We start from the raw sequence: 21,826 nt of genomic DNA on the forward strand, positions 1-21,826 counted from the left end.
TGATTTCCAGGAGACGAGACATGAACGCTTTGAAACATGTGACCTTCGCCGCGGGACTGGCGCTGGCGCCGATCGATGCCGGGGGAGCCGAACCGGCGGAGTGGCAGGCGCTTGCCGACGAGCGCGCGGTCATCCGCATCGCCGATGCCATCGACCGCGCCGTCGACGCGCAGGACTGGAAGCTTGTCCGCAGCTATTTCGCGGATCGGGTTACCGCTGATTTCAGCAGCCTGTCCGGACAGCCGGCGGCCAATATTGCCTCCGACGACCTGATCGGCGCCTGGGCCGGCAACCTCAAGGGCGGCAAGACCAGCCTGCATCTGCGCACCAATCACCAAGTCGTTCTCGAAGCGGACACGGCGACCGTCCTGTCGAACGGCTATGCCTGGAACCGGATGGAAGGCAATGGCGAGCCGCTTTGGGAAGTCTGGGGCACATATGAGCACCACCTGACCCGCTCCGGCGCGGGTTGGAAGGTCGACGGCTTCACCTTCCGCGTGACCCATGAGCGCGGCAATCCCTGGGTCAAGACGACACCCGGCCAATAACCCAACATCAAACTCGATCGGAGAATATCATGACCATGAACTACTACACGCTTGGCAACAGCGGCTTGCGCGTCAGCCGGTTGGCGCTGGGCACCATGACCTTCGGCACCGAATTGGGCTGGGGCACTGACAGGGATACAGCCCGCGCAATCTTCGACGAATATGTCGAGGCGGGCGGCAATTTCTTCGACACGGCCGATCTCTATACCGGCGGCACCGCCGAGACCTGGCTCGGCGAATTCGTCGCCGAGCGCGGATTGCGCGACAAGGCGGTGATCGCCACTAAATTCACCTTCAATTCAGAACCCGGCAATCCGAACGCCGGCGGCAATGGCCGCAAGAACATCATGCGCGCCGTGGACGCCTCTCTGAAGCGGCTCGGAACCGACTATATCGACCTCTATCTCATGCATGTGTGGGACAGGCTGACGCCGGCCGAGGAGGTGCTGCGCACGCTGGACGACCTGGTGCGCGCGGGCAAGGTGCGCCACGTCGGCCTTTCCGATGTGCCGGCCTGGTATGTGGGGCGGGCGCAGGCGATCGCAGAATTGCGCTGCTATGAGCCGATCTCGGCCCTGCAGCTCGAATATTCGCTGGCCGAACGCTCGATCGAGCATGAGTTCGTGCCTTTCGCCACGCATCATGGCGCCGGCGTCATGGTTTGGAGCCCGCTGGCCAGCGGCTTGCTCAGCGGCAAATATCGCCCGACGCAAGCCGGCAATGCCGGCCGGCTCGACGGTTTCCGCAACACCACGCATCCGAGCTTCCGGAAATTCAGCGACCGCAATTGGGCGATCGTGGCCGAGCTCGAAAAGGTGGCCGCCGAACTCGGCCGCAGCATGGCCCAGGTGGCGCTCAACTGGGTGGCGACGCAGCCCGGCGTCGCAACCGTCATCCTGGGCGCGACCAAGCTCGCGCAACTGCAGGACAACCTCGCGGCGCTGGATTTTTCGATTGCCCCCGAACTCCGCAAGCGGCTGGATTCGGTGAGCAGCATGCCGGCGCCGTTCCCGCATTCCTATTTCGGGCCCGAGATCCAGGTCAGGGTGGCCGGCGGTGTCGTGACCGGCGACAAGCCCTCCGGCTATTCGCCGCAGGTTCTGGTGGAAGGCGAGGCGGTCAGCATCAGCAGCAACTGATCGAAAAAGCCTGGGATTTTGCGCAAGGGCGCGGCGTGACATCGCCGCGCCCTTCGTGTATCGGGTCGAACCATCATGCCAGCGCCGCCAGGCGAAGCGGGGCAGTTTCGCCTCCTGATTTGCCGCGCCGAGATTTTCGAGGACCAGATGACGGTGAAGCCCCTCTACCGACGTGTCTTGCTGAAAGCGTCTGGTGAAGCGTTGATGGGCGAACAGCATTTCGGCATCGACGTCTCGGTCGTCGACCGCATCGCCGGCGACATCGCCGAAGCCCGCGCGCTCGGCATCGAGGTTGGCGTCGTCATCGGCGGCGGCAATATCTTTCGCGGTGTGGCGGTTGCCTCCAAGGGTGGCGACCGCGTCACCGGCGACCATATGGGCATGCTCGCCACCGTCATCAATTCGCTGGCGCTGCGCACCTCGCTGAACAAGATCGGCGTCGATGCGGTGGTTCTTTCCGCGATCGCCATGCCTGAGCTTTGCGAGAGCTTTTCGCAGCGCCAGGCAACCGCCTACATGAACCAGGGCAAGGTGGTGATCTTTGCCGGCGGCACCGGCAATCCGTTCTTCACCACTGATTCGGCCGCGGCACTTCGCGCCGCTGAAATCGGCGCCGACGCGCTGTTCAAGGGCACACAGGTCGACGGCGTCTATTCTGCCGACCCGAAGAAGGACCCGAACGCGACGCGTTTCGAGCGCATCAGCCATGCCGAAGTGATAAATCGCGGCCTTTCCATCATGGATACGGCAGCGATTGCACTTGCGCGCGAAAACAACATTCCGATAATCGTCTATTCGATCCACGAAAAAGGTGGTTTCGGCGATATTCTAAGGGGCGGCGGCCGCTGCACGGTCGTCGCGGACGATTGATCCGGGGCCTGATCGCGGAAAAAGGCGAAAACCGGTTTCGAAATCAGGCTCGAACACGGGGCCTTGCCCCGAAAGCAGTGAACCCGCGTCAGACGGGTCGAGGAGACTAAGATGAGTGGTGAGTACGACGATCTCAAGCGGCGCATGGATGGGGCAATCGCCGCGTTCAAGCATGACCTGGCTTCGCTGCGGACCGGTCGCGCTTCCAGCAACCTGCTCGACGCTATCCAGGTGCAGGCCTATGGCACCAGCATGCCGATTAACCAGGTGGCCAATGTCACGGTGCCTGAGCCGCGCATGATTTCGGTGTCGGTCTGGGACAAGTCGATGGTGAGCGCGGTCGATCGCGCCATCCGCGAATCCAATCTGGGCTTCAATCCTATCGTGGACGGCACCAATCTCAGGATTCCGCTTCCGGAACTCAACGAGCAGCGCCGTAAGGAACTCGTCAAGATCTCGCATGGCTACGCCGAGAACGCCCGTGTCGCAGCGCGCCATGTGCGCCGCGACGGCATGGACTTCCTGAAGAAGGCGGAGAAGGACGGCGTTATCAGCGAGGACGATCAGCGCAAGCGCTCCGACCAGGTCCAGAAGCTTACCGACGAAACGATCAGCACCATCGACCACCTGCTTTCCGACAAGGAAGCTGAAATCATGCAGGTTTAGGGTCTGGCCGGCGGCTGGCCCGAAAGCGAGATCATGGCAACGCCCGCGCATGTCGCGATCATCATGGATGGAAACGGACGCTGGGCCAAGGCGCGCGGCATGCCGCGGCTCGCCGGCCATCGCGCGGGCGTAGAAGCACTGCGCAAGACGGTGCGCGCCGCGCCCGATCTCGGCATTTCCTACCTGACTGTCTATGCCTTCTCTTCGGAAAACTGGTCGCGGCCGAAATCCGAAGTCAGCGACCTGATGGGCCTGTTGAAGCTGTTCATTCGCCGCGATCTCGCCGAACTGCACCGCAGCGGCGTGCGCGTCAGGATCATCGGCGACAGGGCAGGGCTGCAGCCCGATATCAGGCTCCTGCTCGAAGAAGCCGAAGCGCTGACGTCGGCCAACGAGGCGCTGACGCTGATCATCGCCTTCAACTACGGCGGACGCGACGAGATCGTGCGCACGGCGCGCAAGCTTGCCTCGGCCGTCGCGCGCGGCGAGCTCGACAGCGAGGCGATCACCGCCGAATCCTTTGCCGGCTGCCTCGACACGCAAGGCGTTCCCGATCCCGAACTGGTCATACGCACCAGCGGTGAGCTTCGCCTTTCCAATTTTCTTCTGTGGCAGGCTGCCTATAGCGAGCTTGTGTTCCTGCCCTGCTATTGGCCCGATTTCAGCCGAGAGCATCTAGCCGAGGCCTTGCGCGAGTTCGCCGGGCGCGAACGCCGTTTTGGCGGGCTGGATCCGCAAGATGTCGCTTCGCGGCCGGCCGCGGGATGAGCAATCTCCAGCTTCGCGTTCTTTCGGCGGTCGTGCTTGCCATCGCGACGCTTGGCCTGACCTGGTTCGGCGGCCTGCCGTTCCGGCTGCTTTCAGCCGCGATTTCGGCGGTGATCTTCTACGAATGGACGCGCATGTCTCGCCCTTCCGGGACGACCGGGCTCGGTTTTTTGCCGGAAGCGCTGCTGCTGGTGTTTCTCGGCGCCCTGATCACCGGCCTGCCTGCCTTGTGGCTGCTGCTTCTAGTGGCTGCACTGGTCGCCGTCACGGCCATCGCCGCCCAACTGCGCGGGGCCGGGCAGTGGGATGCCTCCGGCCTTGCCTATGCAGCCGTCTCGGGTCTTTCCCTTGCGCTTCTGCGTGACGGCGACCATTCCGGCCTCGTCGCCATCCTGTTCCTGTTCGCGGTGGTCTGGGCGACCGACATCTTTGCCTATTTCGTCGGCCGGGCCGTCGGTGGCCCGAGGCTGGCGCCGTCCATCTCTCCCGGCAAGACGCGAAGTGGCGCGCTCGGCGGCGCCGTGGGCGGGGTCGTTGCGGGGCTCATCCTGGCCGTCGCCGCCGGTGCGGGCAACCTGCCAATGCTCGGTCTCGTCGCGCTCGCGCTTTCAATCGTCTCCCAGGCTGGCGACCTCCTGGAATCCTGGGTCAAGCGCCGCCACGGCCGCAAGGATTCGGGCGCGCTCATTCCGGGCCATGGCGGCGTCATGGACCGTGTCGACGGGCTTGTCGCGGCGGCTTTCGCCCTATACGTCATCGGCTGGATTTCGGCGGGCGCCGATCAGCCGGCACAGGGGCTGTTTCCCATTTGAACGGCATCGTTCCACGATCGATGCGGGCGCGCCTTGGATTCGCCTGGATTGATGTCACAGTCGCGGCGCAACGGTGTCGCGGAAGAACTGAGGATTTGAGTTGAACGAGATTCTTCACGCGATCTTCGGCATGGAAGGCTTCCTTCTCGGCACGCTCGTGCCCTTCCTGTTCGTGCTGACCGTGGTCGTGTTCGTCCACGAGATGGGCCACTATCTCGTTGGCCGCTGGTGCGGCATCGGCGTCAGGGCCTTTTCGATCGGTTTCGGCCCGGAACTCTTCGGCTTCAACGACAGGCACGGCACGCGCTGGAAGCTCTGCGCCATACCGCTTGGCGGCTATGTCAAATTCGTCGGCGACATGAACGCCACCTCCAGCCAGCCGTCGACGGAAGAGATCGAAACGCTGACCGACGAGGAACGCAAGGTCGCCTTTCACACCCAGCCGATCTGGAAGCGGGCGGCGACGGTGGTGGCCGGGCCGCTGTTCAATTTCCTGCTGACGATCGTCGTCTTTTCGGTGCTGTTTTCAGCCTATGGCCGCTATGTCGCGGAACCCATGGTGGCCGAGGTGACCGCCGGCAGCCCGGCGGCGAAAGCCGGCATCCTGCCCGGCGACCGATTCGTCAGCGTCGACGGCAGCAAGATCGAAACCTTCGGTGACGTCCAACGCCTGGTTTCGGGCCGGGCCGGCGACAGCATCACCTTCGTCATGCTGCGCGACGGCAAGGAAGTGACCGTGACCGCCACGCCGCAGCTGATGGAGCAGCAGGACGCGCTCGGCAACAAGGTCAAGGTGGCCGTGATCGGCGTCGTCAACAACCAGGAACTCGGCCAGCCCAGGCTGATCACCTACAGCCCCGCCGGCGCGTTGGCCGCGGCGGTGGAGGAAACCGGGCACGTCATCCAGCGCACCGGCCAGTTCCTGCAGCGTTTCGTCGTCGGGCGCGAGGACAAGTGCCAGCTCGGCGGCCCGGTGAAGATCGCGGACATGGCCGGCAAGGCGGCGAAGCTCGGCTTCGAATGGCTCGTGCAGCTCGTTGCGCTGCTGTCCGTGGGCATCGGCATCCTCAATCTTTTGCCGATTCCCCCCCTCGACGGCGGCCATCTCCTGTTCTACGGCGTGGAGGCCGTCATCCGCCGGCCGGTGTCGGAACGGATGATGGAAATGGCCTATCGGGCCGGTCTGCTTCTGGTTTTGGGCTTCATGGGTTTCGTATTCTGGAACGATCTGTTTGGATGCTGAAATCATGAAGAAATTTGGCTTCGGGATGGTCGATGTTGAGACGCCGTTTACCATGCACGGGGATATGAGTGACGCGAAAGCCACGCACCAGGGTTAAGTAAATACAAATTAACCAGAAGCCTTGCGTGTAGGGAAAATCCGGTTAATACGGTACGAGAAATTACCGCACGTCCGGTTTTCTCGCCGTGGGGACTACGAGAAAAGGTTATTAAGCCCGATGAAGGCAGCATCCAAGTTTTTGAGCGCCGCTTCCGCGGCAGCCCTGTCCGCGGCTTTGGTCGTGCCAGGTGCGCTCGCAGTGCAGTTCGTTGCCACATCGGCGGCCGAAGCCGCTGTCGTCAGCAGGGTGGAGGTGAGCGGCAACCAACGTGTCGACGCCGATACCATCCGCAATTACATCACCATCAAGCCGGGCAAATCCTTCTCCAGCTCCGACATCGACAGCGCGGTCAAGGCGCTCTTCGGAACCGGGTTGTTCTCGGATGTGCAGATCAATCAGGTCGGTTCGACGTTGGTGGTCAAGGTTTCCGAGTACCAGGTCGTCAACCAGGTGCTGTTCCAGGGCAACAAGAAGCTCAAGGACAACGCGCTTGCGGCTGCCGTGCAGTTGAAGCCGCGCGGCACGTTCTCGCAGGCGGCGCTCGACGCCGATGTAGAGTCGGTCAAGGCCGCCTACAGGCGTATCGGCCGTGACGATGCCGCCGTGACCACCGAGGTCATGCAGCTCGGCGACAACCGCGTGAACGTGGTCTTCCATGTCAATGAAGGTGATCGCACGCAGATCGCGGCGATCAATTTCGTCGGCAACAGCGCTTATTCGAGCCGCCGCCTGTCAGATGTGATCACGACCAAGCGCTCGTCCTGGGTTTCGTTCATCCTGCGCGACGACGTCTATGACGACGACAAGCTGCGCGCCGACCAGGAGCTGCTGCGGCGCTTCTACTACAATCACGGCTATGCCGACTTCCAGGTCGTGTCCGCTGTCGGCGAACTCGACAACGCGACCAACAAGTACACGGTCACCATAACCGTCCAGGAAGGCGAGCGTTATACGTTCGGCGACATCAGCGTCGAAAGCACGATTCCGGAAGTCGACTCGAAGGCGCTGGAATCGGTGGTCGAGACCCACAAGGGCGACGTCTACAACGCCAAGAACGTCGAGGACACCATCATTGCCCTGACTGAGAAGGTGGCCGGCTCCGGCTACGCCTTCGCGCAGGTCACGCCGCGTGGCGACCGCAATTTCGAGAATCATACGATTTCGGTGGTCTACACCATCGACCAGGGCACCAAGGCCTATGTCGAGCGCATCGAGATCCGCGGCAATGACCGCACGCGCGACTATGTCATCCGCCGCGAGTTCGACGTCAGCGAAGGCGATGCGTTCAACCAAGTGCTGATCCAGCGCGCGAAGAAGCGGCTGGAAGATCTCAATTACTTTGACAAAGTCGAGGTTTCGACGGTGCCCGGTTCGGCGCCGGACCAGGTCGTGCTGGTGGTCGACGTGGTCGAAAAGTCGACCGGTGAATTCTCTGTCGGCGCCGGCTATTCGACCGGTGGCGACACCGCCGGTCCGTCCGTCGAAGGATCGATCACAGAGCGCAACTTCCTCGGCCGCGGCCAGTTCATCAAGGTGTCGGCGGGTGGCGGCAAGAACTCGCGCGATTACAGCCTTTCGTTCACCGAGCCCTATTTCCTCGGGCGCCGTATCGCCGCCGGCTTCGACATCTACAAGCGGACCAGGGAATACGACGACTACGACAGCGATACTGTGGGCGCGACGGTGCGCTTCGGCCTGCCGATCACAGACAGCATCTCGACCCAGCTGGCCTACAATATCTCCCGGGAGAAGTATGAGGTAGACGACGGTTGCGATGCCACCGATGTAGATCCCAGCGGCACCTGCGACATTTCCAGAGCCGTGTTGGATGGCATCGAGCAAAGCCCTTGGATCAAGTCGTCGGTCAGTCTGGGACTGGTTTATAACACCATCGACGACATGAAGAACCCGCATGAGGGTATCTATGCCACCTCCACGGTTGAAGTGGCCGGCCTCGGTGGCGACGCCAAGTTCGTGAAGGTCACCGGACGCGGCAGCGTCTATCAGACGCTGTCCGAGCAGTTCGATCTTGTCGGCCTCATTTCGGGCGGCGCCGGCCATGTCGAAGGCTACGGCGGCGACGGCGATCTGCGCATCTTCGATCACTTCCAGAGCACCGATCGCATGATCCGCGGTTTCGCTTATGGCGGCATCGGCCCAGTCGACAGCGACGGTGCGGGTGACCACCTTGGCGGCACCACTTATTTCAACGCGTCGGCAGAGGCTCAATTCCCGCTGCCGGTCGTTCCAGAAAGCTTCGGTCTGCGCGGCGCGGTCTTTGCAGACGCGGCAACACTCTATGGCAGCAAGGTTGCCAATGATTTGGTTGACCAATCATCCGTGGGCATGAAATGGCGCGCCTCGGTCGGTGTCGGCCTGATGTGGGCTTCGCCGTTCGGTCCGATCCGTATCGACTATGCGATCCCGGTCAAGAAGGAAGCGAGGGACGACGTGCAGGAATTCAACTTCGGCATATCGACCCGCTTCTGACCGGCGGATGACGATGCTCCCGGGTCGTTGAGATCCGGGAGAAAATGTTCCGATCTAGCTGGATATAGCTTCTGGAATGACCGATCCGGTGTTCTTCGCGCCATCACGCCGGTATACGGCGGGCGAAGTCGCGAATCTGACCGGCTCGGTGCTTGTCGATTCCGGCCAGTCCGGCGTTTTCATCGACGCGCTGGCGCCTGCCAACGAAGGCGGCGAGAATGCGCTCGTTTTCGTCGATGGCAAACGCAATTCCGTGCTGATGCCGTCGCTGCGGGCTGCCGCTGTGCTGTGCCCGGCGGAGTTCGCCGGCAAGGCGCCTGCCGCCATCGCCGTCCTTGTACATCCCCGTCCGCAACAGGCATTCGCGCTGGTCGGACGACTGCTGTTTCCGACGGCGGCGACCCCGGGGCCAATGACCGGTGAAACCGGTATCTCGCCGCATGCCCATATCGATCCGAGCGCACATGTCGAGGAAGGTGCCGTCGTCGAAGCCGGCGCGGTGATCGGTCCTGCGGTGTCCATAGGCGCCGGCACCGTCATCGCGCCTCACGCCGTCGTCGGCCGTTCCTGCCAGATCGGGCGTGACGGCTATATCGGCCCGGGCGCCAGCGTCCAATATGCCTTGATCGGCAACCGCGTCATCATCCATGGCGGCGCCCGGATCGGCCAGGACGGCTTTGGCTTCGTTGCCGGCGCCAAGGGGCCGGAACGTGTTCCGCAGATCGGCCGCGTCATCATCCAGGACGACGTCGAGATCGGTTCCAATTCCACGGTCGACCGCGGCGCCATGTCCGATACGATCATCGGCCAGGGCACCAAGATCGACAATCTCGTGCAGATCGCGCATAACGTCCGCATCGGCCGCAACTGCATCGTGGCCGGACTTTCGGGTATCTCCGGTTCCGTCGTGGTGGGGGACAATGTCACCATGGGCGGCGGCGTCGGGCTTGCGGATCACCTGACGATCGGGTCGGGAGCGAAGCTTGCCGCGAGAAGCGGATTCATGAGCAATGTGCCCGCGGGCGAGATCTGGGGCGGCTATCCGGCACAGCCGATGGCGGAAGCCATGCGCGAGATAGCCATGCTGCGCAAGCTCGCCAGGACCCGCAAACAGGGCGAGGGGAGCAATGGCTGACATCACCGGGACGACGCTGGAAGCAGTCGACATATTGGGGCTGATGAAGCTCCTGCCGCATCGCTATCCGTTCCTGATGATCGACCGCATCGTCGACATCGATGGCGACGAATCCGCCACCGGCATCAAGAACGTGACCATAAACGAGCCGCATTTTCAGGGTCACTTCCCCGAGCAGCCGGTCATGCCGGGCGTGCTCATCGTCGAGGCGATGGCACAGACTGCCGGGGCCATCTGCATCCGCAGTCTTCGCACTGAAAAGCCGTCGCTGGTCTATTTCCTGACCATCGACAACGCCAAGTTCCGCAAACCGGTCGTTCCCGGCGATCAGTTGAAGATCCATGTCAAGAAAATCAAGAAACGCGGCAACCTGCTCAAATTCGCCTGTGAAGCCCTGGTCGACGGCAACAAGGCCGCCGAGGCTGAGATCTCAGCCATGATGGTCACCGGCGACTGACAATCGAATGCTTATGAAAATCAAGACATCCATCCATCCTTCCTCCGTCGTGGAGGAAGGCGCTCAAATCGGCCAAGGCGTCCGCATAGGACCGCTCTGTTATGTCGGCGCAGATGCCGTGATTGGCGACGGCGTTGAACTGGTCAGCCATGTCTCGGTGATAGGCGCGACGACGATCGGCGCGTCGACCAAGGTCTATCCGATGGCGATACTGGGCGGGCCGCCGCAGAACACCAAGCACAAGGGCGGCCGCACCACGCTCGTCATCGGCGAGAACTGCACGATCCGCGAAGGCGTGACCATGCATGTCGGCACCGATACCAGCCGCGGCGAAACGACGGTCGGCGACAATGGCAATTTTCTCGCCTACGCCCACATCGCCCATGACTGCGTCGTCGGCAAGAACGCCACCTTCGCCAACGGCGCGACGCTGGGCGGACACTGCGAAATCGGCGACAACGTCTATATCGGCGGTCTCAGCGCCGTTCATCAATTCGTGCGGGTAGGCGACAACGCTTTTCTTGGCGGGTGCTCGGCTTTTGTGGGTGATGTCATTCCCTATGCAATGGCGGCGGGAAATCGGGCCAGCCTGCGCGGCCTCAACATCATCGGGCTCAAGCGCTCCGGTCTGCCAAGATCCGAGATCTATCTGCTGCGCAGGGTCTATAAGACAATATTCGACCGCTCGCGCACCGTTGGCGAGAACATCGAATTCGCCAAGGCGGAATTCGCCACGTCACCGACCGCCATGAAGATCATCGATTTCATCTCCAGTCGCGGCAAGCGGCACTATGCTGTGCCATCGCTCAAGGGGAGCGATGGCGATGACGGCGATGACGAAGACTGAGGCGGCGGCAGCGGATTTCGTTCTCTCGCCGGGGGCCAGGGTCGGCATCATCGCCGGTGGCGGCAGCCTGCCGGTGGAAGTCGCTCAAGGCCTGGCCGCGCATGGCTACCCGCCCTTTATCCTCTTGATGGAAGGCGAGGCCGATCGCCGGCAGGAGTTGCTGCGATACGAGCACGGCAGCCTTGCCCTCGAGCAGATCGGTTCACTGGTGGCGACGCTGAAGCGCCACGGCATCACTCATGTGATCCTTGCCGGCGAAATCAGACGCCGGCCCCGGCTGACCGACATCCGCCTGAGCCTTGGCTTGCTGGCGATCGTGCCATCGGTGATCATGGCGCTGGCGCGCGGCGATGATGGACTTTTGAAGGTGGTGACACGCGGCCTGGAGAAGCGGGGCATCAAAGTGGTCGGCGCGCATGAGGTCGTTCCCGAACTGGCCGCCGGCGAAGGCACGCTGACCGCGGCGAAACCAAAGCAATCGGACTGGCGCGACATCGAGGCGGCCAGGCTGGCCGCCAAGGCCATCGGCGCGCTTGATATCGGGCAGGCGGCGATTGCGATCGGAGGCCGGGCCATCGCGCTGGAAGGCATCGAAGGCACGAGCGGCCTGCTCGAAAGAGCGCGCGCGCTGCGTGGCCATGGCAGGCTTGCCGGAAAGACCCGCGGAGTGCTGGTCAAATGCGCCAAACCCGGCCAGGAGCTGCGGGCCGACCTGCCGTCGATAGGGCCGCAGACGGTGGAAGCAGCCCATGCGGCGGGGCTTGCCGGAATTGCCGTCGAGGCGGGGCGCTCTCTCATCCTGGAAGGGCCGGCGACGCTGTCGCGGGCGAATGCGCTCGGCCTGTTCATCGTCGGCCTGCCAGCAGGGGAGCCGGCGCATGGCTGACAAGGCGCTGAAGATCGCAATCGTGGCCGGCGAGGAATCCGGCGACCTGCTTGGCGCCGACATCGTGCGTTCGATCAAGCAGTCGACGGGGCGCGAGGTGCAGATCGTCGGTCTCGGCGGCCGCCATCTGCAGGCGCTCGGGCTGGTCTCGCCGTTCGACGCCGGCGAGATCGCGCTCATGGGCTTCAGCGCCATTCTGCGAGACCTGCCGCGGCTGATGCGGCGGATCGGCCAACTGGCCAGGATGGTCGCGGATGAGAAACCCGACTGCCTCATCACCATCGACAGCCCCGACTTTTCGCTGCGCGTGGCCAGGAAAGTGCGCGCGGCCAACCCCACCATCCCGATCATCCACTATGTCTGTCCCAGCGTCTGGGCATGGCGGCCGGGCAGGGCGGTGGCGATGAAGCCCTATGTCGACCACATCCTCTGCATCCTGCCGTTCGAGGTGAAGGAGCTCGGCAGGCTCGGCGGACCGCCAGGGACCTATGTCGGACATCGTCTCACCCATGACACGGGCGTGCTCTCGGCAGCCAGGACGCAGGCCCAACCGCGGGATCTTTCGCCGGATCGCCTGAAGACGCTGCTCGTCCTGCCCGGCTCGCGACGCAGCGAAGTGCGGCGGCTGCTCGAGCCGTTTGGGGAGACCGTGTCGATGCTGCGTGCACGCGGGCATCGCCTGCGGCTGATGTTGCCGACCGTGCCGCATGTCGCCGATGTCGTGCGCTCGGCGGTCGCTCGCTGGGACGAGAAGCCCGAGATCATCCTCGACGCTGAGCGAAAGTGGCAGGCCTTCGGCAAGGCTGACGCGGCGCTGATCGCGTCCGGCACGGTTTCGCTTGAACTGGCGCTGTCCGATGTGCCGATGATCTCCTGCTACCGGCTTGACCCTGTTGCGCGCATCGTGGCGCCATATCTCGTTTCGGTCTGGTCGGCGCTGCTACCCAATCTGATATCGGATCGGGCGCTGATCCCGGAATTCTACAACGAGTATGTCAAGCCGAACAATCTGGCCCGCCAACTCGAAGCGCTGTTCGCCGACACAGGCATGCGCAGATGGCAGAAGGACGGGTTCGCCGAGATCGCGCGGCGCATGACAACCGCCAAGCCGTCAGGCGACATCGCCGCGCAGGTGGTGATGGGGTATATCAAGAGAGTGAGTAGTGAGTAGTGAGTAGTGAGTAGTGAGTAGTGAGTAGGATTACCGCTCTTTCCCTACTGACTACTCACTTTTATTCACTTCTTCCTTTTTACCGCTTCGCGATCGGCACGTAGTCTCGCTCCGGCGCGCCGGTGTAGAGCTGGCGGGGGCGGCCGATCTTCTGGCGCGGATCCTCAATCATCTCCTTCCACTGCGCGATCCAGCCGACGGTGCGGGCGACGGCGAACAGCACGGTGAACATGGTGGTGGGGAAGCCCAGCGCCTTCAGCGTGATGCCGGAATAGAAGTCGACATTGGGATAGAGCTTCTTCTCGATGAAATAGGGATCGGTGAGTGCGATCTTCTCCAGTTCCATGGCGATGTCGAGCAGCGGATCGTCCTTGATGCCGAGTTCGCCCAGCACCTCATGCGCGGTCTTCTGCATGATCTTGGCGCGCGGATCGTAGTTCTTGTAGACGCGGTGGCCAAAGCCCATCAGCCGGAACGGATCGTCCTTGTCCTTGGCGCGGGCGATGAATTCCGGAATATGATCGACATGGCCGATCTCGCCGAGCATGTTCAGCGCCGCTTCGTTGGCGCCGCCATGCGCCGGGCCCCACAGGCAGGCGATGCCGGCGGCGATGCAGGCGAACGGATTGGCGCCAGACGAGCCGGCGAGCCGAACGGTAGAGGTCGAAGCGTTCTGCTCGTGGTCGGCGTGCAGGATGAAGATGCGCTCCATGGCGCGCGCCAGGACCGGGTTGATCTTGTATTCCTCGCACGGCACGGCAAAGCACATGTGCAGGAAGTTGGCGGCGAAATTCAGTTCGTTCTTCGGGTAAATGAAGGGCTGGCCGATATGGTATTTGTAGGCCATGGCCGCGATCGTCGGCATCTTGGCGATCAGCCGCATCGACGCCACCATGCGCTGGTAAGGATCCGAGATGTCGGTGGAGTCGTGATAGAAGGCCGACAGCGCGCCGACCACGCCGCACATCACCGCCATCGGATGCGCGTCGCGGCGGAAGCCGGTGAAGAAGCGCGACATCTGCTCATGCACCATGGTGTGGCGCGTCACGCGGTAATCGAAATCGTCCTTCTGCGCCTTGGTCGGCAGTTCGCCGTAGAGCAGGAGATAGCAGACTTCCAGGAAGTCGCCATGTTCGGCCAACTGGTCGATCGGATAGCCGCGATGCAGGAGAATGCCGGCGTCGCCATCGATGAACGTGATCTCGGACTCGCAGCTTGCCGTCGAGGTGAAGCCGGGATCGTAGGTGAAGGCGCCGGTGGTGCTGTACAGCGTGGCGATGTCGATGACGTCAGGCCCGACTGAACCACTTCGCACCTTGAATTCGTGCGTCTTGCCGGCGAATTCCAGCTTTGCCGTGGCTTCCTGGGTCTTGCCGCCCAGTTCCCGTCTTGTCGCAGCTTCGGTCATTGCAAACTCCTTCTTGTTTCCTCATGCCGGCAAAGGCAAATTCTGCAAAGCGACACGTCGAAGTCACCGAATGCGCGTATTCGCGACCGCATTTTAGGAAGTGCGTGCCAGATTGGGCCAAGGCTCAATGTTGCACTGCGAAACGCGCCTTTCAATGCCAATCTTCTTGGGCCAGATTGCTCCTAATCGATTTGATCGGCGATGCGCGCCAGGCTCTCCTCGCGACCAAGCACGGCGAGAACGTCGAACACGCCGGGCGAGGTGCTCTTGCCTGTCAAGGCGGCGCGCAAGGGCTGGGCGACGGCGCCGAGCTTGTGGCCGCCGGCCGTCGCATAGTCCCGGATCGCGGCTTCAGTCGAGGCCGCCGTCCAGTCGCCTGAAACCGCCTCGAGGGCGTCGCGAGCGCCACGCAAAATCTTGCGCGCCTCGTCATTGAGCAGCAGGGCTGCCTTTTCGTCGATCGGCAGTGGCCGCGCGGCTAACAGGAAGGCGGCGCCGTCGACAAGTTCGACCAGCGTCTTGGCGCGCTCCTTCAGGCCCGGCAGCGCTGCCAGCAACTGCGCCCTGTTCTTGTCGTCGAGGCGTGCGGCCATCGCCGGGCCGCCCTCGAGATAGGGCAAGGTGGCAATGAAGATATCGAACAGCTCGGCATCGCCCATGCGGCGCATATGGACGCCGTTCAGCGCCTCCAGCTTGGCGAAATCGAAGCGGGCGGCGCCCTTGTTCACATCGCCGATGTCGAACCATGCGATCATGTCCTGGATCGACATGATCTCGTCGTCGCCGTGGCTCCAGCCGAGCCGAGCCAGGTAGTTGAGCAGCGCTTCGGGCAGGTAGCCCATGGCGCGGTAGGCCTCCACGCCCAGCGCGCCGTGCCGCTTCGACAGCTTGGCGCCGTCGGCGCCGTGGATCAGCGGTATGTGCGACATTGAAGGCACATCCCAGCCCATGGCGTTGTAGATCACGGTCTGGCGGGCGGCATTGGTCAGGTGGTCGTCGCCACGGATGATGTGGGTGACGCCCATGTCGTGATCGTCAACGACGACGGCATGCATGTAGGTCGGATTGCCGTCCGAGCGCAGGATGATGAAGTCGTCCAGATCCTTGTTGGGAAAGCGCACGTCGCCCTGGACACGGTCATGCACCACCGTCTCGCCTTTGGTCGGCGCCTTGATGCGGATCGCGCCCTTGACGCCAGGAGGCGCCTGCGAAGGGTCGCGGTCACGCCAGCTTCCGTCATAGCGCGGCGGCAGGCCCTTGGCCCGCGCCGCGTCGCGCATTGCCTCAAGCTCGGCAGGGGTCTCGTAGCTGTAGTAAGCCTTGCCCATGCGCACCAGCTCCTCGGCCACCTCGCGATGGCGCGGCGCGCGCTCGAACTGCGAGACGGCGTCGCCGTCCCAGGTGAGGCCGAGCCAAGTCAGTCCTTCGAGAATGGCTGCTGTCGCCGCATCGGTGGAGCGCTCGCGGTCGGTGTCCTCGATGCGCAGCAGCATCGTACCGCCGGTGTGCTTGGCGTAGAGCCAGTTGAAGAGCGCCGTACGCGCGCCGCCGATGTGCAGGTAGCCGGTGGGCGAGGGGGCAAAACGGGTGACAACCTTGTCGGACATACAACTCTCGGGAAACGTCTGGAGCGGGGTGCGGATCACACGCACTTTCGCGCGTCGCGCGTTCATGTAGCATAGGGTGTCGAGGGCGCAAGGGGCAGACCCGATGGCTGGAGCGGGCAGGGGCGCGGAGGAAGGCGAGGACGTCGTTGCCGGCGTCAGCGAACGCTCTTTTTTTGCCACGCCCGCGCCCGCCTCATTGCCGCTGGCGTTGTCGCCCCTACAGCAGCCGAGCAAGTCGCCGCCGGCGGATGTTTCCACGCCGCCCGGCATTCCCGCAGCCGGCGCGGCCGTGCGTCTGCGCCGTGAGTTCGGCCGTGCTTCATGGCCTCGTCTGCGCAACGGCGTGGCCAGAGCGTCCGAGCTCGAACTCGATCGGGGCATAGCCTTCCTGCTCGTGCCGGTGTTCCTGGCATGCGGATCGATCGCCTATTTTTCGCTGGCGGCGGAGCCGGGCTTTGCCAAGCCTGTCGCGGTCGCGATCCTGATGTCGCTGTGCGCGCTCGTTTCACGCTCATGGCCGAAAACGCATCTGTGCTTCATGGCGGCGCTGTTGTGCGCGCTCGGCATGCTCGCCGGCAAAGTCGAGACGTGGCGAGCGGGAACGCGGATGCTGGGCTCGGAAATCTCCACGCAAATCACCGGCCGCGTCGTTTCGGTCGACCAGATGGAGACCGGGCGCATCCGGCTGACCATCGATGTGACATCGACCGCGCGGCCGAAACTACTCTACGCGCCGGAGCGCGTTCGCCTTTCGGCACGCAAGGTGCCGGCTGAAGTGACGGCCGGTTCGCTCGTGACCGGCTATGCCAGGCTGTTGCCGCCGACCGGACCGGTGCGGCCGGACAGCTACGACTTTTCCTTCGACAGCTACTTCGCCGGCATAGGCGCCAGCGGCTTCTTTCTCGGCAACCCCAAAATCGTCTCAGCCGATGACAGGCCGCTGTGGGCCGCCCTTTCAGCCGCCATCGAGAGTGCTCGCGAAAGCATTGCCGACCATATCAGGGGCAGCATCGGCGGCGCCGAGGGCGAGATCGCCGCGGCGCTGATCGTGGGTGTGCGCGCCGGGATTCCCGACGAGATCAATGAAGCGATGCGACGCACCGGCATCTACCACATCATCTCAATTTCCGGGCTGCACATGGCGCTGGTCGCCGGCACGGTCATGGGTCTGCTGCGTGGCGGCTTCGCGCTGTTCCCGAATTTTTCCTCCCGCCGGCCGGTCAAGAAATACGCGGCCGCGGCGGCACTTTTCTCCATCGCCGCCTACCTCGTCATTTCGGGCGTCGTTGTCGCCGCCGAACGCAGCTTCATCATGCTGGCGGTGATGCTGATCGCCGTTCTGTTCGATCGGGCGGCACTCACCATGCGCAATCTGGCTATTTCGGCGATCGCCGTCATCGTGGTGTCGCCGCACGAGGTGGTAGGGCCGAGCTTCCAGATGTCCTTCGCCGCCACCGCGGCCCTGGTCGGCGCCTATGCCGGCTGGTCGGATCGCAAAGCCGACAAAGCGCGGACCCCGCCGCCGCAACGGACCTTGCCTGGCCTGCTGACGCGAAAATTGCTGCTGGCGACAGGTGGGCTGGCGATGACCTCGATTATCGCGGGAAGCGCCACGGCGCTTTTCGCCATCTGGCATTTCCAGCGCGTGTCGCCGCTCAGCCTGTTCGCCAATCTTGCCGTCATGCCGATCGTTTCGGTCGTGATGTTCCTTGCGGTTGCCAGCGCGCTGCTGATGCCGTTCGGGTTCGATGGACCATCCCTTTATCTGATGGGCAAGGGACTGACCGCGATGATCGCCATATCAGGATGGATCTCGCAACGCTCGCCGGTCGACGCGGTCGGGTTGATTTCGCAGCAATCCGTCCTTCTGGTGGCGATCGCCCTGGTCATCGCGACGATGGCCACGACATGGCTGCGGCTGGCGGCACTTCCCTTCGCGCTCGCCGGCCTGTTGACCGTCTCGGACACGCGCACGCCGGACGTGCTGATTTCGGAGGATGCCCGCCTGGTGGCGTTGCCGATCGGCGGCGGCGAGCTCGCGATCAACCGGGCGCGCCCGAACGAATTCACCGTCGATAATTGGAAACGCGCGCTGAAGTCCGAAACCATCGTTGCGCCGGAACTGTTCGACAGCGGAGACCGACAGTTCGACATCTTCGATCCCGCGCAACTTCCGGCGGGAGCGCCTTTCTATTGCTTCACGGGCCTGTGCATGGCCCGGCATACCTCGGGGGCGATCATCGCGCAGGTGGAGGATCGCAAGGACGCCTGGAGGGCCTGCTCCTATGCGGATCTGATCGTCATCAACGACCCCGCGGGCTACGATCCCTGCCACAATCCGCTGGTTCTCGTCATCACCAAGCGGCAGCTCGCTCGCAAGGGAAGTGCCGCCGTCTTCTTCGACCAGCAATCGGCGACGGCACCGGCACGGGTCAGCTTTGCCGTCGACAGGCCATATCGGCCCTGGCACGAACAGCGGAAATTCTCACGCGAGGCAAGGGGACTGCCGCCTTACCGTAAACCCGAAAAGCCCACCGCCGACCCCGCTCAGTAGCGCCTGATCAGGCCGACCAGCTTGCCTTGCACCTTGACCCTGTCCGGTCCGAAAATACGTGTTTCATAGGCCGGATTGGCAGCCTCGAGCGCAATCGAAGCACCCTTTCGGCGGAAGCGCTTCAGCGTTGCTTCCTCCTCGTCCACCAGGGCCACGATGATCTCGCCGGGACTTGCGGTGTCGGCATTGCGGATGATGACCGTGTCGCCGTCGAAAATGCCGGCCTCGATCATCGAATCGCCCTTGACCTCCAGCGCATAGTGTTCGCCGCCCATGATCATGTCAGGCGGCACTGAAATGGAATGCGTCTGATGCTGGATGGCGTCGATCGGCACACCCGCTGCGATGCGACCCATGACCGGGATCGACACCGCTGAAACCGCGTCGTCGTCATTGCCGGCAGCGGGCAGACGCGAAGACGTCGCCGGCTTGATCTGCCGGCTAGGGCTGCTGCCCTGTCCGAGGCTGCCCTGGATGACGCTCGGGGAGAACTTCTTTGCCGCGTTAAGACCCGGCGCGATCGAGTCCGGCAGGCGCAGCACCTCCAGCGCGCGCGCCCGGTTGGGCAGGCGGCGAATGAAGCCGCGCTCCTCCAACGCCGTGATCAGCCGATGAATTCCCGACTTGGAGGCGAGGTCCAGCGCTTCCTTCATCTCGTCGAAGGACGGCGGAATGCCGCTTTCCTTCAGCCGTTCATGGATGAACATCAAGAGTTCATGTTGCTTGCGCGTGAGCATGGCGGCCCCCAAAGGCATTGCACGAAGGGTCTGGAACCAGAATCAGAAAACAAACCCAGAACAAACACTATCTGTTCCAGTTGTGTTCCGCAACCATTTAAAGTTTAATGAATTTGTTAAGGCGACGGAAACGAAATGCCCTCCCGCAGCCAGCATCCTGCCAGCGCGGTCCGTCGTCAATGCGCTCCCGGGCCCTTTGAAACTATTTTGGTTAATGGCCTGTGGCCCGACCGGTCTCCACTCTTGGCACAAGCCTGCAAGCTGGGTGACCGGCAGGTGCGGGGTGCGTTTGGGCGGATTAGAAACCCCTGCGGCTCGTGAACGAAACGAAACCAAAATGCCAACTTCCGCCGGAAAACGGCCAGACACCACCACTGGTCGCGACGGGCTGCGTTCGTTCGTTCGCTTGACGAACCGTATAATAATGTACGGTTTTCGAAGAGGAACACCAATGACCACGCCGAAGCAGGCCGCGCGACGCGAACGGATAGAGGAGGCCGCCTATGCGGTGCTCCGGGAAGCCGGCTACAAGAGCGCCTCCCTGCTTGCTATCGCCAAGCGGGCATCGGCCTCGAACGAAACCCTCTACAACTGGTACGGCAACAAGCAGACCCTGTTTCGATCCTTGATCGAAGCCAATGCGGGAGAGGCAAGGAAGCTGCTGGAGGACGCCCTTCACCAGGCGCGCGATCCGCTCGAAACCCTGAACTTGCTCGGGCCAGTCCTGCTGACCCTCGTGACGGGCGACAAGGCGGTGGCGCTCAATCGCGCCGCGGCCGGCGACGTCAACGATACAGGCACGCTTGGCCAATCGATCGCGCAATTCGGCCGCAATACCATAATGCCGCTTGTTGGCGACCTGCTTCGAACCGCAAGTCGGGCCGGCCCGATCGCCTGTGACGATCCTGCCGAAGCCGCCGACATCTACATCAGTCTTTTGATCGGCGATCTCCAGGTTCGCCGGATCGTTGGGGTGCTCGAGGAACTGCCTCGGGCGGAAATCGAGCAAAGATCGAACCGGGCGTTCACCCTGTTCTTGCGCCTCTATGCGGCCAGCCCTTGCCCGGGCGGCAAAACAGCCGGCCCGTTTCCAGGGCGCTCTTCTCACCGAGGAACATCGCGACCATGAGCAAAATTCCCGATCTCGCAGCGATCGAGGCAATGGACACCGCGGATCCGCTGCGTGCCATGCGTGACCGCTTCACCTTGCCCCAGGGGGTGATCTATCTCGACGGCAATTCGCTGGGCGCCGCTTCGCCAGCCGTGTTCGGCGAGCTGCAGAAGGCCGCCACGCAGGAGTGGGCGCAGGATCTCATCCGCGCCTGGAACACCGCCGGCTGGTTCGACATGCCGGTCGAACTCGGCGACCAACTCGGGCGCCTGATCGGGGCCGCCGCCGGCCAGACGGTGGTCTGCGATACCACCTCGATCAACATCTACAAGGTGCTGCATGCGGCACTCGGGATGCGGCCGGACAGGTCAGTCATCATCGCCGAGGGGGACAGCTTTCCGACCGATCTCTATATGGCCGAAGGCGTTGCCTCGACGCGGCCGGGCACGGTGCTGCGGCTCGAGGGTGTCGATGCGCCGACCATAGAAGAACTGATCGACGAGCGGGTCGCGGTCATCCTGGTCAACCACGTCAACTACAAATCCGGGCAGTTACGCGACATGGCCGCGCTGACGCGGACGGCACATGATGCCGGCGCGCTGATCGTCTGGGATCTCTGCCATACCGCCGGCGCCTTGCCGGTCGAGCTCGACCGTTCGAACGCCGATTTCGCCGTCGGCTGCACCTACAAATATCTCAATGGAGGCCCAGGTGCCCCGGCCTTCATCTACGCGGCCGAGCGCCACCATGGCGATGTCCGCCAGCCGCTCAGCGGCTGGTGGGGCCATGCGCGGCCTTTCGCCTTCGAACAGGGTTTTGCTGCCGGCACAGGCATCCGCCGGTTTCTCTGCGGCACGCAGCCTGTGCTGTCGATGCGCGCGCTCAAAGGGGCCCTCGATGTCTGGAACGACGTCGATATGGCAGAGGTGCGCAGGAAGAGCATCGCATTGACCGATCTGTTCATCCAGCTCGTCGAGGCAAAATGCGGCGCCTACGGCCTCGAACTCGAAGGCCCGCGCGACGGCAATGAGCGCGGCAGCCAGGTGTCGTTCCTCCACCCGCATGGCTATCAGGTGATGCGGGCCTTGATCGAGCGCGGCGTGATCGGCGATTTCCGCGCGCCATCCACGATTCGCTTCGGCTTTACGCCGCTTTATGTCGGCTATGTCGATGTCTGGCAGGCTGTCGAGGTGCTGGAAGACATTTTGCGCACGGACGCGTGGCAGGAGGCGCGTTTCGCCGTCAAGGCGGCGGTGACTTAAGAGCCTGTCGCTCAG

General features: G+C 63.2%; 19 protein-coding genes. 16 read left to right on the forward strand and 3 right to left on the reverse strand.

Annotated features, from left to right (window positions below; genetic code table 11):
- The first annotated feature begins 20 nt into the window (after positions 1 to 20).
- The 13 genes from FJ443_RS13220 to lpxB all read left to right on the forward strand — a co-directional run bounded on the left by FJ443_RS13220 (position 21) and on the right by lpxB (position 13,132).
- On the forward strand, positions 21 to 548 hold the full coding sequence (locus FJ443_RS13220) for a nuclear transport factor 2 family protein (protein WP_140515354.1): 528 nt from the start codon (positions 21 to 23) through the stop codon (positions 546 to 548).
- A 29-nt stretch (positions 549 to 577) separates the two neighbouring features.
- Positions 578 to 1,687 (forward strand): aldo/keto reductase, encoded by a 1,110-nt coding sequence (locus FJ443_RS13225; protein WP_140664398.1) that lies wholly within the window; start codon positions 578 to 580, stop codon positions 1,685 to 1,687.
- Positions 1,688 to 1,834: 147 nt separating this feature from the next.
- Positions 1,835 to 2,557, forward strand: coding sequence for a UMP kinase (gene pyrH / locus FJ443_RS13230; RefSeq protein WP_140498986.1), 723 nt, complete (start codon positions 1,835 to 1,837; stop codon positions 2,555 to 2,557).
- Between the two features lie 111 nt (positions 2,558 to 2,668).
- Positions 2,669 to 3,223: a ribosome recycling factor gene (gene frr, locus FJ443_RS13235; protein ID WP_140664400.1), complete on the forward strand. Its 555-nt coding sequence runs from the start codon at positions 2,669 to 2,671 to the stop codon at positions 3,221 to 3,223.
- A 33-nt stretch (positions 3,224 to 3,256) separates the two neighbouring features.
- Complete coding sequence (locus tag FJ443_RS13240; RefSeq protein WP_140498696.1) at positions 3,257 to 3,991, forward strand: isoprenyl transferase; 735 nt, start codon at positions 3,257 to 3,259, stop codon at positions 3,989 to 3,991.
- Positions 3,988 to 4,803, forward strand: a complete 816-nt coding sequence (locus tag FJ443_RS13245; RefSeq protein ID WP_140498694.1) for a phosphatidate cytidylyltransferase — start codon at positions 3,988 to 3,990, stop codon at positions 4,801 to 4,803. The genes FJ443_RS13240 and FJ443_RS13245 overlap by 4 nt, the downstream gene beginning before the upstream one ends.
- Before the next feature lie 100 nt (positions 4,804 to 4,903).
- Positions 4,904 to 6,046 carry an RIP metalloprotease RseP gene (gene rseP, locus FJ443_RS13250; RefSeq protein WP_140498692.1) on the forward strand — a complete coding sequence of 381 codons (1,143 nt, stop codon included), beginning with the start codon at positions 4,904 to 4,906 and terminating at the stop codon, positions 6,044 to 6,046.
- Between the two features lie 217 nt (positions 6,047 to 6,263).
- Complete coding sequence (gene bamA, locus FJ443_RS13255; protein WP_140560947.1) at positions 6,264 to 8,636, forward strand: outer membrane protein assembly factor BamA; 2,373 nt, start codon at positions 6,264 to 6,266, stop codon at positions 8,634 to 8,636.
- Between the two features lie 76 nt (positions 8,637 to 8,712).
- The gene (gene lpxD / locus FJ443_RS13260) at positions 8,713 to 9,771 is read left to right on the forward strand and encodes a UDP-3-O-(3-hydroxymyristoyl)glucosamine N-acyltransferase (RefSeq protein WP_140498688.1); all 1,059 of its coding nucleotides are present in this window, start codon (positions 8,713 to 8,715) and stop codon (positions 9,769 to 9,771) included.
- Entirely contained in the window at positions 9,764 to 10,228 is a 465-nt protein-coding gene (gene fabZ / locus FJ443_RS13265) for a 3-hydroxyacyl-ACP dehydratase FabZ (protein ID WP_140498686.1), read from the forward strand. The genes lpxD and fabZ overlap by 8 nt, the downstream gene beginning before the upstream one ends.
- Before the next feature lie 13 nt (positions 10,229 to 10,241).
- On the forward strand, positions 10,242 to 11,075 hold the full coding sequence (lpxA, locus tag FJ443_RS13270; protein WP_140498684.1) for an acyl-ACP--UDP-N-acetylglucosamine O-acyltransferase: 834 nt from the start codon (positions 10,242 to 10,244) through the stop codon (positions 11,073 to 11,075).
- Positions 11,047 to 11,961 (forward strand): LpxI family protein, encoded by a 915-nt coding sequence (locus tag FJ443_RS13275; RefSeq protein WP_140557156.1) that lies wholly within the window; start codon positions 11,047 to 11,049, stop codon positions 11,959 to 11,961. The genes lpxA and FJ443_RS13275 overlap by 29 nt, the downstream gene beginning before the upstream one ends.
- Positions 11,954 to 13,132, forward strand: coding sequence for a lipid-A-disaccharide synthase (gene lpxB, locus FJ443_RS13280; protein ID WP_140664403.1), 1,179 nt, complete (start codon positions 11,954 to 11,956; stop codon positions 13,130 to 13,132). The genes FJ443_RS13275 and lpxB overlap by 8 nt, the downstream gene beginning before the upstream one ends.
- A gap of 79 nt (positions 13,133 to 13,211) precedes the next feature.
- Here the strand turns inward: lpxB and gltA are convergent, their stop codons facing one another.
- A complete protein-coding gene (gltA, locus tag FJ443_RS13285) occupies positions 13,212 to 14,540 on the reverse strand; it encodes a citrate synthase (protein ID WP_140498678.1) in 1,329 nt (442 codons plus the stop codon).
- Positions 14,541 to 14,722: 182 nt separating this feature from the next.
- Entirely contained in the window at positions 14,723 to 16,147 is a 1,425-nt protein-coding gene (gltX, locus tag FJ443_RS13290) for a glutamate--tRNA ligase (protein WP_140584440.1), read from the reverse strand.
- 103 nt (positions 16,148 to 16,250) lie between these two features.
- Between gltX and FJ443_RS13295 the strand changes: the two genes are divergently transcribed.
- Positions 16,251 to 18,701 carry a ComEC/Rec2 family competence protein gene (locus tag FJ443_RS13295; protein WP_140646483.1) on the forward strand — a complete coding sequence of 817 codons (2,451 nt, stop codon included), beginning with the start codon at positions 16,251 to 16,253 and terminating at the stop codon, positions 18,699 to 18,701.
- Here the strand turns inward: FJ443_RS13295 and lexA are convergent.
- Positions 18,695 to 19,438 carry a transcriptional repressor LexA gene (gene lexA / locus FJ443_RS13300; RefSeq protein ID WP_140498674.1) on the reverse strand — a complete coding sequence of 248 codons (744 nt, stop codon included), beginning with the start codon at positions 19,436 to 19,438 and terminating at the stop codon, positions 18,695 to 18,697. The genes FJ443_RS13295 and lexA overlap by 7 nt on opposite strands.
- 337 nt (positions 19,439 to 19,775) lie before the next feature.
- On the opposite strand from lexA, the gene FJ443_RS13305 reads away from it, so the two are divergent.
- Both FJ443_RS13305 and kynU read left to right on the forward strand, forming a co-directional pair.
- Positions 19,776 to 20,567 carry a TetR/AcrR family transcriptional regulator gene (locus tag FJ443_RS13305; protein WP_181175100.1) on the forward strand — a complete coding sequence of 264 codons (792 nt, stop codon included), beginning with the start codon at positions 19,776 to 19,778 and terminating at the stop codon, positions 20,565 to 20,567.
- Complete coding sequence (gene kynU / locus FJ443_RS13310; protein ID WP_140664409.1) at positions 20,564 to 21,811, forward strand: kynureninase; 1,248 nt, start codon at positions 20,564 to 20,566, stop codon at positions 21,809 to 21,811. Before FJ443_RS13305 ends, kynU begins: the two co-directional genes overlap by 4 nt.
- Positions 21,812 to 21,826 lie beyond the last annotated feature (15 nt).

It is taken from the genome of Mesorhizobium sp. B2-6-1 (genome assembly GCF_006440475.1).
Taxonomy (GTDB): Bacteria; Pseudomonadota; Alphaproteobacteria; order Rhizobiales; family Rhizobiaceae; genus Mesorhizobium.